The sequence below is a fragment of the Ignavibacteria bacterium genome (assembly GCA_025612375.1).
Lineage (GTDB): Bacteria > Bacteroidota > Ignavibacteria > Ignavibacteriales > SURF-24 > JAAXKN01.
In genome coordinates this window covers 1-14,209 of record JAAXKN010000064.1, presented here as the reverse complement: position 1 = coordinate 14,209, position 14,209 = coordinate 1, and the positions used below count along the sequence as shown (strand labels likewise).

General features: G+C 43.6%; 12 protein-coding genes. 11 read left to right on the top strand and 1 reads right to left on the bottom strand.

What is annotated here, in order from left to right; translation table 11 throughout:
* The first annotated feature begins 275 nt into the window (after window positions 1-275).
* The 10 genes from HF312_20425 to HF312_20380 all read left to right on the top strand — a co-directional run bounded on the left by HF312_20425 (window position 276) and on the right by HF312_20380 (window position 12,363).
* On the top strand, window positions 276-1,751 hold the full coding sequence (locus HF312_20425; GenBank protein MCU7522591.1) for an anthranilate synthase component I: 1,476 nt from the start codon (window positions 276-278) through the stop codon (window positions 1,749-1,751).
* Window positions 1,732-2,298 carry an aminodeoxychorismate/anthranilate synthase component II gene (locus HF312_20420; GenBank protein MCU7522590.1) on the top strand — a complete coding sequence of 189 codons (567 nt, stop codon included), beginning with the start codon at window positions 1,732-1,734 and terminating at the stop codon, window positions 2,296-2,298. The genes HF312_20425 and HF312_20420 overlap by 20 nt, the downstream gene beginning before the upstream one ends.
* Window positions 2,295-3,317, top strand: coding sequence for an anthranilate phosphoribosyltransferase (gene trpD / locus HF312_20415; protein MCU7522589.1), 1,023 nt, complete (start codon window positions 2,295-2,297; stop codon window positions 3,315-3,317). The genes HF312_20420 and trpD overlap by 4 nt, the downstream gene beginning before the upstream one ends.
* Entirely contained in the window at window positions 3,314-4,102 is a 789-nt protein-coding gene (gene trpC / locus HF312_20410; GenBank protein MCU7522588.1) for an indole-3-glycerol phosphate synthase TrpC, read from the top strand. Before trpD ends, trpC begins: the two co-directional genes overlap by 4 nt.
* Entirely contained in the window at window positions 4,099-4,707 is a 609-nt protein-coding gene (locus HF312_20405) for a phosphoribosylanthranilate isomerase (GenBank protein MCU7522587.1), read from the top strand. Before trpC ends, HF312_20405 begins: the two co-directional genes overlap by 4 nt.
* 24 nt (window positions 4,708-4,731) lie before the next feature.
* A complete protein-coding gene (gene trpB, locus HF312_20400; GenBank protein MCU7522586.1) occupies window positions 4,732-5,937 on the top strand; it encodes a tryptophan synthase subunit beta in 1,206 nt (401 codons plus the stop codon).
* Complete coding sequence (locus HF312_20395) at window positions 5,937-6,731, top strand: tryptophan synthase subunit alpha (GenBank protein MCU7522585.1); 795 nt, start codon at window positions 5,937-5,939, stop codon at window positions 6,729-6,731. The genes trpB and HF312_20395 overlap by 1 nt, the downstream gene beginning before the upstream one ends.
* A gap of 147 nt (window positions 6,732-6,878) precedes the next feature.
* Window positions 6,879-7,787 carry an LEA type 2 family protein gene (locus HF312_20390; protein MCU7522584.1) on the top strand — a complete coding sequence of 303 codons (909 nt, stop codon included), beginning with the start codon at window positions 6,879-6,881 and terminating at the stop codon, window positions 7,785-7,787.
* A 337-nt stretch (window positions 7,788-8,124) separates the two neighbouring features.
* Complete coding sequence (locus tag HF312_20385; protein ID MCU7522583.1) at window positions 8,125-9,639, top strand: T9SS type A sorting domain-containing protein; 1,515 nt, start codon at window positions 8,125-8,127, stop codon at window positions 9,637-9,639.
* Window positions 9,640-9,792: 153 nt separating this feature from the next.
* Window positions 9,793-12,363 carry a protein kinase gene (locus HF312_20380; protein MCU7522582.1) on the top strand — a complete coding sequence of 857 codons (2,571 nt, stop codon included), beginning with the start codon at window positions 9,793-9,795 and terminating at the stop codon, window positions 12,361-12,363.
* A gap of 1 nt (window position 12,364) precedes the next feature.
* Here HF312_20380 and HF312_20375 read toward each other — a convergent pair whose 3' ends face one another.
* Window positions 12,365-13,651, bottom strand: a complete 1,287-nt coding sequence (locus HF312_20375) for a SpoIIE family protein phosphatase (protein ID MCU7522581.1) — start codon at window positions 13,649-13,651, stop codon at window positions 12,365-12,367.
* 166 nt (window positions 13,652-13,817) lie between these two features.
* Here HF312_20375 and HF312_20370 point away from each other — a divergent pair.
* The coding region (locus HF312_20370; GenBank protein ID MCU7522580.1) for a pyridoxamine 5'-phosphate oxidase family protein at window positions 13,818-14,209 on the top strand (392 nt) is incomplete at its 3' end.

Below are 14,209 nucleotides of genomic sequence, written 5' to 3'. Positions count from 1 at the left end.
CTTTAATCTTTAAAAAATATTGGGAATTAAAAAAAGTTTGTAAAATACTCTTGATTCATCTAAGGAAATTTTAATATATTACACCTCAGATTTATGAAAACACAAAACAGAACATATAGCTTTAATTTAACTAAGTCCTCTTGGGGAAGCTGGTGGCGTATAATTATATATGGAGACTTAGTGAATTAAAGCGGAGTAATAGATTATTATATTTAACCTTAAAAAGCCCTTCTTAGTTTACTAAGAAGGGCTTTTTTTTTGTACATGGGAATAAGATGAAATTTACAGATTTTGAAAAACTGGCTCTTCAGTATAACCTTATACCGGTTTATGAAGTAATTACGGCTGACCTTCTGACGCCTGTTCTTGCATACCTTAAGATAAGGCAGGAGGACAGACACTGCTTCCTTCTGGAATCGGTTGAGGGGAAAGAGGCTCTTGGCAGGTATTCTTTTATTGGGAAAGATCCTAAGAAATTCTTTTTCAATCACGGGGAAAATCTTACCGTTTCGGAAGGGGGCAAAGAGACTGTTATAAAAAAGAATCTTTTTGACTATATACGCAGTGAGATGAACTTAAGGCGGTGCCCGGTCCTGGACGAGCTCCCTTTCTTTACGGGCGGCCTTGTGGGCTATATAGGTTATGAGAACATAGGGCTGATAGAAAACGTGATCGATTTTAAGGGATGTGAAAGTGAAAACCCGGATTCCATTCTGGGGCTTTATGAAACGCTGATTGCATTTGACCACTACAAGCACCAGATCATTTTAATTACCAATGTTCCTGTAGAAAGAAGTACAAACCTTGTAAGCGCATTTCATCGGGCAAAGGAGAAGCTTTCGGAACTAAGGAAAGAGCTTTTAGGGGCAGTTGACTTCAAATCCGATTTCCATCTTACCGGTGAGGTTGAAACGAGCATCGAGAGCAGTGAATTTAAGGCTCTTGTGCTTGAAAGCAAAAAGAGGATCACAGAAGGGGACATTTTCCAGATAGTGCTTTCAAAGCGGTTTTCTTCGGGCTATGAAGGGGACCTCCTGAACGTCTACAGGGCGTTAAGAATACTGAACCCATCACCTTATATGTACTTTCTTGAATTCGGAGGCAGGCTAACCGTTATCGGCACTTCGCCGGAGAACCTTGTAAAAGTTAAAAGCCGCACAGTTGAAACGATGCCAATTGCAGGCACAAAAAAAAGGGGCGGGACTCCGGAAGAAGATAAAAAGCTGGAGGAGGAGCTTGTAGGTGACCCCAAGGAGCAGGCTGAGCACGTAATGCTCCTGGACCTGGGGCGGAATGACCTTGGGCGTGTATGTGAATTTAATTCAATTAGAGTTGTGCAGCAGATGGCGGTGCAGAGGTATTCACACGTAATGCACATGGTCTCACGTGTGGAAGGAAAGCTGGATAGTGAAAAAGACTGTGTGGATGCACTTAAGGCGTGCTTTCCGGCAGGCACTGTAACAGGAGCGCCGAAAATAAAGGCTATGCAGCTTATAAAAGGGTATGAAAGGCAGAGTAGGAACGTTTATGCCGGGGCGATAGGGCACATAGATTTTTCAGGGAACATGGATATGTGCATTGCAATACGGACCCTCTTTGCCGGAGGAGGCAAAATACACTGGCAGGCAGGAGCAGGAATTGTTGCCGACAGCATTCCGGAGCTTGAGGAAAAAGAGATAAGAAATAAATCAGAAGTGTTACGCCGTGCCTTAATATATGCTGGAGGGATAGATGAAGATACTTGTAATTGATAACTACGACTCATTCACTTACAACCTTGTGCAGCTTTTGGGAAGCTTCGGGCATGAGCTGGCGGTAAGAAGGAATGACTTTATAGATGAAGAGGAGATAAAAAGAATTTCTCCGGATAAGATTGTTATATCACCTGGTCCCGGGCGCCCCGAAGACTCCGGGTTTTCACTGGGGGTGCTGGAGAAGTTCAGCCGGAAGGTTCCAACTCTCGGCGTGTGCCTGGGGCATCAGGCAATAGGCTATAGTTTCGGGTGCAAAATCATCAAAGCTCCTTTAATGATGCACGGCAAGACCTCGGAAATTCAGCACGACGGGCGTACAATATTTAAGGGCATAAGCCAGAGGTTCAAAGCTACAAGGTATCACTCTCTTATAATCGAAAGAGAAAGCTTGTCAGAAGATCTTGAGATCTCGGCTGAAACCTGTGACGGAATTATTATGGGGGTAAGGCATAAACGCTATCCGGTTGAAGGGATACAGTTTCACCCGGAATCGATATTAACTACGGAAGGCAAAAAAATAATTAATAACTGGTTAGAACTATGATGAAGCAATACCTGGAAAAAGTGATTTCAAAAGAAAACCTTTCTTTTGATGAGTCCTATTACGTTATGGATCAGATAATGAGCGGGAATATTAATACATCCCAGCTTTCGGGATTTCTGATTGCCTTAAAGGCAAAGAAGGAAACGCCCGAAGAGATAGCAGGCTTTACAAAGGCCATGAGGGATAAAAGCATAAAGGTTAATACAGATACAAGCAATCTTATTGACGTCTGCGGAACCGGGGGCGATTATTCGGGAACATTCAACATTTCAACAGCTACGGCTTTTGTTGTTGCAGGCGCGGGTGCAAGAGTGGCAAAGCACGGCAACCGTTCAATTTCCAGCAAGTGCGGCAGCGCCGACGTGCTCCTTGAGCTTGGCATAAACATAAACTTGCCGGCAGAGGATACGTCCAGGGCGCTTGATGAAGTCGGGATAGCCTTTCTGTTTGCGCCCAACTATCATCCTGCAATGAAATATGCCGCCGCTGTAAGAAAAGAGCTCGGGATAAAAACCGTGTTCAATCTTCTGGGGCCCCTTACAAATCCTGCCGGGACAAGAAAGCAGCTAATCGGGGTTTTTAACAAGGATGCCTCCGAAGTGCTTTCAAAAGCCGCGATGTACCTGGATATGGACAAAGTGTGTTTTATTAATACGGGTGACAGGTTTGATGAAATTTCACTTACCGAGCCCACATGCGTTTATGAATATTCTAAAGGCGGCAAGGGTTCATTTTATGAGATATCAAATGAAACTTTTGATTACCCGGAAGTAAAAATTGATGAGCTGAGGGGGAATACACCTGAGGACAATGCGGCAATAATACTGGACCTTTTTGAAAAGAGGAAGAAGAATTCAGCGTTCTATGTAATTGCAGCCAATGCCGCTATGGCCCTCTACTGCGCGGATTTTTCGGACAACCTTATGGACTGCAGACAGGCCGCAGAGGAATCTATATTAAACGGAGCAGCTCTGGCAAAGCTGAACAGCCTCAAACACTTTGGAGCAAAAGCAGCATGAGTATTCTGGACAAAATTATTGAAGCAAAAAAAGAAGAAGTAAAATGCCTCCGGAGCAGGTACAGCCTGAGGGACTTTCAGGAAACGCCTTATTTTGAAAGAAGTGTTTTAAGCTTAAAGGGCAAAATTGAAAGTGAGCAAAATCTATCAATTATCGCTGAAGTTAAAAAAGCAAGCCCTTCAAAAGGGCTGATAAGAAAGGACTTTAATCATCTTGAAATTGCACACACATATATGGAAAACGGAGCCAGTGCAATTTCTGTTCTTACAGATAAAGAGTTCTTTCAGGGGAGTATTGATTTTCTTAGGGATATAGCAGAGATAAGGACAATCCCTGTTTTAAGGAAAGATTTCATAATAGACATATTCCAGGTATATGAGGCAAAGGCGAAGGGGGCAGATGCAATGCTCCTTATTGCTGAGGCGCTTTCAAAAAGCCAGATCTCGGAACTCACACATGCAGCCACGGAGGCAGGGCTTGAAGTACTGCTTGAAGTTCATTCAGAAAGGCAGCTTGAGAAAATCGATTTCAGCGTGAACAGGCTCATCGGGATCAACAACCGTAATCTTGAAAATTTTGTAACAGATCTGAAAACAACTTCGGATGTATCGCGTGCATTGCCTTCAGATGTTGTTATAGTTTCTGAAAGCGGGATTCAAAGCCGTGAAAGCGTTGAAGTAATAAAAAATACCAGAGCCGGAGCCATTCTTGTAGGGGAGCATTTAATGAGGAAAAGTGATGTTGCCTTAGCCTTAAAGGAATTAAGGGAGTGGTGCAAAAAATGAAGGTGAAAGTTTGCGGTATAACAAACGCACGTGATGCTTTGCTCTGTGAGGCTTTAGGGGCCGATATGCTGGGCTTTATTTTTTACAGAAAGAGCCAGAGGTTTGTTGAATACAGTGCCGCAGGGGAAATAATAGGAAAGCTGAATCCGGAAACTAAAACAGTAGGTGTATTTGTAAATGAGACTGCTGAGAGGGTAAACGAGGCTGCCGGGCATCTCGGATTAAGCGCCGTACAGCTGCATGGAGATGAAAAGCCTGAAGAGGTAAGTAAGATCATGTATCCCGCAATAAAAAGTTTCAGGATAAAGGAGGGGTTTGATTTTTCAATTCTTGATTCATACAGGAATGCAAGGGCACTTCTGGATTCCTTTGCGGGCAATCAGCTTGGAGGCACGGGAAAAAGTTTTAACTGGGAAATAATACCAGACGATATTAAAAGCAGAATCATTCTGGCCGGAGGCGTATCGGCCTCCAATATAGGTTACATATATAGTACAATAAGGCCTTATGCAGTTGATCTATCTTCCTCACTGGAAAGCGAACCTGGAAAGAAAGATCACGCTAAGGTGAAAGAATTTTTTAATCTTCTGAATAATTACAGATGAAAGCAATTATAAAAGGTGGAATAAATGATTGATAACAGTGAATACAAGCAGCCCAAAGGTAAGGGCAAATACGGGAAGTATGGAGGGCGGTTTGTCCCGGAAACTTTAATAAATGCCCTGGAAGAGCTGGAAGCGCTCTACAACAAAGTAAAGACTGACGAGAAATTTATTTCTGAATTTCATGATCTTCAGAAAAACTATAACGGGCGCGAGACGCCGCTGACGTTTGCAGAAAGGCTGACCGAGCGCTACGGGAAGGCAAAAATATACTTAAAGCGCGAGGACCTTTGCCACACGGGAGCCCATAAGCTGAATAACACTTTAGGGCAGATCCTTCTGGCCAAAAGGCTGGGGAAGAAAAGAATTATTGCCGAGACAGGAGCCGGGCAGCACGGGGTTGCTACGGCAACAGTCTGTGCCAAGTTCGGTCTTAAGTGCGAGATCTTTATGGGTGAGACCGATATTGAGCGCCAGAAGATGAACGTCTACAGAATGAAAATGCTGGGAGCCGAGGTAAGGCCTGTTACCTCCGGCAGCAGGACACTGAAGGATGCAACAAATGAAGCCATACGCGACTGGGTGGCTAATGTCAAGGATACATATTATATAATCGGCTCTGTTGTAGGGCCTCATCCGTACCCACAGATAGTGAGGGATTTTCAGTCGGTGATCGGTAATGAAACCTACCGCCAGATCCAGAAGGCTGAGGGGAGGCTGCCGGACTATATACTTGCCTGTGTGGGAGGGGGCAGCAATGCAATGGGTATGTTCTACAGGTTTTTAAATGAAGACGTTAAACTTATTGGCGTTGAGGCAGCAGGGCTTGGAATAGATTCAGGAAAGCATTGTGCTTCACTTACCCTGGGTAAAGACGCAATATTCCAGGGAATGAGGACTTATGTTCTTGAGGATAGCGACGGGCAGATAAATGAAGTGTACTCGATCTCAGCGGGGCTGGATTACCCGGGCGTCGGGCCCGAGCACAGTTTTCTTAAAGATGAGCATAGGGTTCAGTACGTTTCAGTAACCGATGATGAAGCAGTAAAAGCCACAATTGATCTTTCGAGGTATGAAGGAATACTCCCGGCACTGGAAAGCGCGCATGCAGTGGCATACCTGGAACACCTTGTGCCGAAGACAAAGAAGGGTGAAATTGTTGTTGTCAACGTAAGCGGAAGAGGCGATAAGGATCTTAACACCATAATCAGGTACATGGAGGATAAATTATAATGAACCTATCCCAACATATAGATGCAGTTAACAAGAGAAATGAAAAGGCGCTTTCTGTGTTCTTAACCGCGGGTTTCCCGTTTAAGGAAAATTTTACGGATACGGCTTTAAGCGTGCTGGATTCGGGTGCTGATATACTGGAGCTGGGGATTCCCTTCAGCGACCCTCTTGCAGACGGGCCTGTGATTCAGCATTCATCGCAGATTGCACTCGAAAATAAGGTTAATATTAAGTGCGTACTTGAATATACTTCAAAAATTAAAAGCAGGACGTCAAAGCCTGTTGTTCTGATGGGTTACGCAAATCCGGTATTAAATTACGGGCTTGAAAAGTTTTTTTCAGATGCCTCAAACGCGGGAGCCGACGCTGTGATAATTCCGGATGTTCCACTTGATGAATATGATGAGTTTTATGAAACGAACAACGGACTGCTGGATACTGTAATGCTTACGACCCCATATTCATCAACAGAAAGAATTGTGAAGGCTGATGAGTTAAGCCGGGGATTTATCTATTGCGTCAGTGTATATGGAACAACAGGGGAAAGAGTGAGCTTTTCCAAAGAGACTCTTCAGGCACTGGAAGAAACGCGGAAAAAGATAAAGAAAAACAAAATGCTGATTGGATTTGGAATATCAAGCCCTGAAAGCATAAGGAGCATAGCGCCTTTTTCTGACGGCGTTATAGTAGGAAGCGCCATAATTAAGAAGCTTTTTGAAGTAAGAGAGGGAAAGAGTATGTCGACTGTAACCGACTATGTGAAAAGCCTGAAAGAAGCGTGCCTGGGAGGCTGAAAAGGGCCTAAGATTATTGAAATTGAATGGGCAGTTAAAATAGTCTTTGTATCAAATTATTATTGCCATATTTTTTAAGAAGGCAGCCTTCGTCTGCCTTTTTAATTGTTTAATGAGTTATTAAAATGAATTGGTACAAAGTTATTTATGAAGGCACTTAAGTATATAGTTATTGTAATAGGAATTCTGGCAATTCTTGCCGCCGGCGGTTATTTAGCTGTAAAGCTTACACATTCAGAAAAGCAGCTCTCAGAACGTTTTCTCCCGAAGCTCAGGAAAGCAGAAATTCAGGTTGTGGATCTCAAGTCCGATGCAGCAGAAGTAAACATTAACGCCTACATCTACAACCCGGCTCCCGTAGGTATTAAAATTGACAGCCTGGTTTATACGGTCGCTCTTGAGGGCGATCAAATTTCAGAAAGCAGGTATTCCAAAGCTTTACGTATTGAGGCAAGTAAGGTCTCAAAGGTAACGCTTCCTGTCTCAGTGGAATTTAAGAAGCTGATAGCAATAATGAAAAAGATGGAAGCAGCAAAAAGAGACAGCGGCTATTTTCAGCTTAATGCAGAGGTTTATATTAAAAATAAGCTTCTGCCAAAGAAGCGTTTTGACCTGACGCTCACGAAGCTAATGCCGATGATGTATTTCCCCGACATGAAAATCAAGGGGGTGAAGCTGGATAAGATAAGGCTTAATGGCGGAACGATACTGGTAAAAATGGAGATAATGAATAAAAATATTTTTGATATAAGTTTCAAAAATCTTTCCTACCAGGTAAAGCTTGAGGATAACGACTGGATCAAGGGGAACAGGGACGGGGTAGTTGACCTGCCTGCAAAGCAGGCGGCTATAGTATCGATCCCCCTGGAGCTGAATATAGGGACAATGGGCAAAGGCCTGATTGACATGATCTTAAAAGGGGGAGACATGCGCTATCAGATGAAGTTTAAGGCGGACATTGTTTCCAGCAATAAGACCATTCAGAACACCAGGATGGAAATGAAGGCTCAGGGCAACATGAAATCTCTCAAAGAAGCCGCAAGTAAAAAAGGATAGTATTCAATATGATGCCGGCCGTCTGAGAGCAGAGAGCCGGCATTTTTATACTCCTCACTTCACGAACAAAAACCTGTCTCAAAAATCCGAAGAAAAGTACCAATTAATATTGATAAAATGTTTGAGGCAATTTAGCAATGGAATTCACTATGCATTCCTTGTACACTTTATTAATGCACTTAAAGCAATCGGGAAATGTCATAGATTATTAATTGTGCCAGTGGAATTGAAATAAAAAATGAATCTATGTCGTATAAAAATTGTGAATAAGAAAAGAAACTGATGAAAGAATAAAAAAGAGGAGGATAAGATGAGGTTCTATACGTGGCGAAACTTAATGATAATTATTTTACTGCTGTTTGCGGCAAGCTCATATGCTCAAAGGGGGCATTTCCGTTCCGATTCTCTTAACACTGTTACCGTTACCGGAAAAGTAATGACGGACAGTGTTGTTAAACCTACAAGCATTTATTCTCTGGATGTGGATGGCGACAGTACTGCCGATTATATACTATATTTCGGACCAGTATGGTATCACCCCGACAGCAGTGTCAGCCTGGCAAAAAGACCGGTAAACGGGCAGACAGTTACAATTACAGGCGGTTTAAGCAAGAGAACTATAATGAACAAAACCAAAGCGCTTATAGTCTATGAAATTGACGGCGCCTTTTGGCGCGATCCCAATGAGTCGGCGTGGAATAACCTCAAGGACAACGATCACATGGGGGATCATATGAAAGACAGCTGCCGCGGCAATGCTTTCGGTTTTATGCACGACAGCCTTAAATCGGTTACGCTCAAAGGAAGAATACTGGTTGACACCACACTGCTTTATAACCTGTATTATATTGACGTAACAAAAGACCAGAAGCCCGACTACTTCCTTAACCTGGGACCATTCTGGTATCAGCCTCCTGCAGGCCAGCAGTGGCCTAAAGACATGGATTCAGTTACAATAACAGGCGGGCTTCTGCCAAAGTCGGCAATGAAGATGGTAATTGTATATACCATCAACGGGCAGCTGTGGCGCGACAGCACGCTGGTGCGCAGAGGCTTAAGAGGCGGATGGGTTCACAAGAGTGATACACTGACGAAATTCACTTCACCTTTTGATTCATCAACGTGGATGCAGATGGGTGCTGACTGGAATAACGGGGGCATGATGGGCGGCGGCATGAAGATGCCCGACAGCCTGTATGGACAAATAATTGAAGTGCTTCCGGGCAGTGTACCGAGCGGAGGAAAGAACAAAGTCCTTGCAGCCTACGAGGTTGGCTTCTTTAATTACAACGGCACAAACCTGATGAGAGGCATGACAGGGTGCGGAGGCCATATTACATTCGGCAGCCCGGTTATGATGCAGCTTCACTTTACCAATAACCAACTTAAGGGCGGCAACTATGACCTGAAGACAGTCAAGGCACAGTACTGGAACAGCACAACCAACAGCTGGACGCCGGTTGATAATGGAAAACTGGATTCTGCTACAAATACAATTTCATTCTCGCAGCCAATTGCAAGCAGCTACATAATTCTAACGGCAGAACAGACAGCTACTGCAGTTGAACTGGTAAGAGATTTTACTCCTTCCAGTTACAGCCTGGTGCAGAATTACCCTAATCCGTTTAACCCTTCAACTTTCATTACCTATGAAATACCGAAGGCCGGAATGGTTACTTTAAGGGTTTATGATATTCTTGGAAGGCAGGTGGCACAGCTTGTAAACGAGAGCCAGAACGCCGGAAAATATTCAGTAACGTTTAATGCCGCGGATTTGCCAAGCGGTATTTATATTTATGAGCTGAGAGCAAATGATTTCCAGATGAGCAAAAAAATGACTCTGCTTAAATAACAGATAAGGATTGTACCCTCAATAATGCAAAGCCCCGCAAAACATGCGGGGCTTTGCTGTTATTAAGACGGGACAGAAATTTTCACCCGGGCAAAATTCTTGAAATTGACGCCTAACATGCATATAATTTCATAGGCTTGGGTTCAAAAGAAAATGACAGTCGGATCAACTATTTCTCATTACCAGATAACCGGAAAACTCGGCTCGGGGGGAATGGGGGTGGTCTATAAAGCTGAAGACACAAAGCTGCACCGTACGGTAGCCCTAAAGTTTCTTCCCGCCGAACTTTCTTGCGATGAGGAGGCAAAGCAAAGATTTATGCTGGAAGCTCAGGCAGCATCATCGCTGCAGCACAATAATATATGTACCATTCATGAAATTGAGGAAACCGGTGAGGGGCAGATATTTATCTGCATGGACTGCTATGAAGGGGATACGCTTGATAAAGCAATGCGCGGGCGTCATTTTGAGATTGATGAAGCTTTAGATATTATACTTCAAGCCGCATATGGACTTGAGAAAGCCCACCATAAAGGAATTGTCCACAGGGACATTAAACCTTCCAACATATTTTTAACAGAAGACAAAGTAGTTAAAATATTGGATTTCGGGCTGGCAAAGTTGTCCGGAAGCTCAATAGTGAATACAAAGCTTGGGACTACAATTGGAACAATTGCCTATATGTCGCCTGAGCAGGCCAGGGGGGACAAAGTTGATGAAAGGACCGACATATGGTCGCTGGGTGTGGTGTTTTACCAGATGTTAAGCGGGCAGCTTCCGTTCCGCGGAGACTACGATCAGGCGGTGATATACTCCATACTGAACCAGGAGCCTGAAGCATTAAATAAAATGACAGACAATGTGCCTTTGGGGGTGCAGGCATTTGTTGAAAAATGCCTTTCGAAGGATCCCGCAGAGAGGTTCAAAAATATGGATGAAGTAATTGCTGGCTTAAAAGAATTAAAACATGGAGGTACTTATACTGAGGTTTCAAAGGCAATTAAGCCAAAAGTAAACAATAAAATATTATTGCTTTCTGCTGCTGCACTCATTCTTGCCCTGGCAATAATATTTTACTTCATCCGAAATAAAACAGCATCTGCAGATATAGTTTCAATTGCCGTACTTCCATTTCATCCAATTACGGCTTCAGAAGAGGATAAAGGTTTTGCCGAAGGTATTCACGATGACATACTGACGCAGCTTTCAAAAATAAGAGGGATGCAGGTAATTGCCCGTACCTCTGTTATGCAGTACCAGAATACAGATAAGCCGGTCAGGCAGATTGCCTCAGAGCTAGGCGTTGGAGTGGTGCTTGAAGGAAGTACCAGAAGGAGCGGCGACAAAATACGTGTTACTGCCACGCTGATTGATGCCGAAACAGAAAAGAACCTCTGGGCTGACAGTTACGACAGGCAGTACGGCGACATCTTTTCTATACAAAGCGATATCGCGCAGAAGATTGCCTCGGCTCTTGAGGTGAGTCTGGGAAGCGAGGAGAAACGTTCAATAGAGACACAGGATACAAAAAGTCTGGCGGCTTATGAGTACTTTCAGAAAGGGAAGTTCTACTGGAATTCTTCTTTCGACTACGCCGGAAACCTGAAAGCGGCTGAGATGTTTGAAGAGGCCTGCAAACTGGATACAACATTTACGCTTGCATATGCATATCAGTCGATGGCATACACTACAGTATTAACCGATCTGCCTGCTTCAATGAAAAAGCAAAAGAATATCATAATAGCCAAAAATGAGCGGGCCTTAAATAAGGCGATGGAGCTGGCACCATCCAGGCATGAAGTCCTGATGGCAAAAGGAAATTACCTCTTCCTGTATAAGGATGACAAGAAAGCGGCAATTGAGGAGCTGGAAAAAGCAGATAAAGCCAGGCCTAATAATATTGACGTATTGTATCTTATGTCAATGCTGTATTCAATTATAGGGGATGCCGGGAACTCTCTCCGTATAGACACGAAAATCTACGCGCTGAATCCCAAATGGAGCCCCGGAATCTCAAGCCTGGCGTGGGATAACTTTTATCTGCACCGCTATAAAGAATCTGCCAGGTGGGCAGACGTGTTTATTTCCGCCGATCCTGAAAGCGGTGAGGGGTACGGCATCAAATTCCGCGCACTGGCTTTAGGGCTTGGTGACCTGAAAAGCGGAGAAGGTGTGCTAAAAGAAGGGGAAAGGTATATCAGGACATTTCCGTACTACATAACAGTAATGAAATTCTACAATTACTTATACAGGAGAGACTACTTAAATGCCCTTGCGGTACTTAATAACTGGGAATACCGCGAGAGGTTTATCCTCCGCACAATTGCACTAAGAGCACTTAACAGGTTTGATGAAGCGAGGGTAAATTTCGATTCGGCACGCGTGAGCTTTGCAAAAGAAGAGCTGAACCACAATGAACGTTCGCGCGTTCCGCTTTCAGTTGCCATTGCCTTTGCGGGATCAGGTGAAAAGGAAAAAGCGCTCAGGGAGCTTGGAAGAATAGACAGTTCTTTCCAGGGGCGCTATCACATTGACAGGGCTTACACATATATTCTTCTTGGTGAAAATAAGCAGGCCATAGAATGCCTTAAAAGGTCACTTGATAACCCGTACGACATGGGCCTCGCAATGCTAATGCTGGATCCGCGCCTGGATCCTGTCAAGAATGATCCTGAGTTTATGAAACTATCGGCTAAAGCCGGTGCTGTTTTAAAGATGCAATAAGCTACTTCATTCTTTTAATTACCAGAAGCGTAATGTCGTCAAACTGCTCAGTGCCTTTTGTAAACAGGTTTACTTCAGAAAGAATATTGTGAAGAATATTCTCTGCATTGTCATCTAATGAACGGCTTATTATCTGAATAAGCCTTTCTTCACCAAATTCCTCCTCCCTTGTATTCATCGCTTCGGTAACACCGTCAGTAAAAAGTACAAGCACGCTTCCCGGGCTTATTTCAGCATGGCTGCCGGTATAAGGGAAGCCCGGTATCATGCCCGCGACAATGCCTCCTTCGGTAAGTCTTAAGCATTCTTTCCCCGGGGAAAAAAGAAAAGGAGGGTTATGGCCAGCGTTGCAGAAGCTTAAGGTGTGGCTTTTTGTATCAAGAATGCAGTAGCAGAGTGTTGCGTATTTTGACGGATCCGTTGAGGCATAAAGCAGGTTATTTGTAAAAGAAACCGCCTCGCGGCATTGTGCCCTGTAGAAAGCCTGTCCCCTTATTGAGGCCTGAATATTTGCCATTAGAAGTGCCGCCGGCATTCCCTTGCCCGAGACGTCTGCAATACAGAAGGCTAATTCCGATTCATCCATTTTTATAAAGTCGTAATAATCTCCACCCACCGACTTGGCCGGGATGCTTATACCCGTAAGCTGGTATCGCGCAAGGTGCGGTATTTCCTTCGGAAGCAGATCGGCCTGAATTTGTGTAGCCATGCGCATTTCTTCCAGCATGCTCATTAAAGTCTGTTCCTCTTTAAGGAGCCTTGCGTTTTCTATTATCTGTGCTGACTGTGCGGCAATAATTGAAAGAAGCCTTTCATCATCGGGTGTAAAATGTTCCGAGTCTTTTTTGTTGAAGACCGATATAATGCCTGTCATATCGCCCTTAAAGAAAAGAGGCACGCTTATCAGATTGCAGATTGAAAGGCTTTCCTGGCGTGTCCTGAAAAATCTTTTGTCATTCGGGAAGTCATTTATAATAAGGGATTTCTTGCTGCTTAGAATCCATCCTGTAATCTGGTCGTCAAGATGGTATGCAAAGCTATAGACAGAATGGTCAGTTTTTCTTATCATTGTCTTAAATGCAGTTTCGTCGTGTTCTTTGCCCAGAAGCATTACAGAAGCCTGTTCGGCCTTCAGGTGTTTGATGCACTTTTGAACTATGAGTCCGATAATCCTGTCAAGAGAAAGTGTGGAATTAACGGCTGTTGCAATTTCGTTCAGAATTGAAAGCTCTTCAAGAGAAGACTTCAGGTGACGGTTTTCTTCTTCAAGCTGCTGAAATTTATCCATTTTATTCCTCCCCCGCATTGTAACAGATATAAGGTAATTACAGGAATTACAACAAACAAGAAAGAAAACGGGTGTTTATATTTTCGGAATTACAGGGAAATTTATTATGTTTGCCGGACTGAAATAGTGCGAAAAAAAAGAAAACATAAAAAAACGGAGAAATAGTATGAGAGGCGTAATAAGACGCGCTGAATATGCAGCAAGTGAGAGCCAGGCAAAGGAGATTATTGAAAAAGGGGAGCATGGTGTTTTATCTACTACTTCCGCTGACGGATATCCATACGGCGTTCCAATGAGCTACTGGTATAAAGACGGGCTGATTTATTTTCACTGCGCAAAGGAAGGGCAAAAGCTGGATAATATAAAGGCAGACAACAGGGTGTCTTTTTGCGTTATTGGAGCCAGCGAGGTATTGCCCGGTGATTTTACAGTAAATTATGAAAGCGCTGTTGTATTTGGAAAAGCTTATGAAGTTACCGGCAGTGAAAAAGAAGAAGCCATGCTGGAAATGGTAAAAAAGTTTTCGCCTGACTTTATGGAACAGGGGAAAGAAAGCAT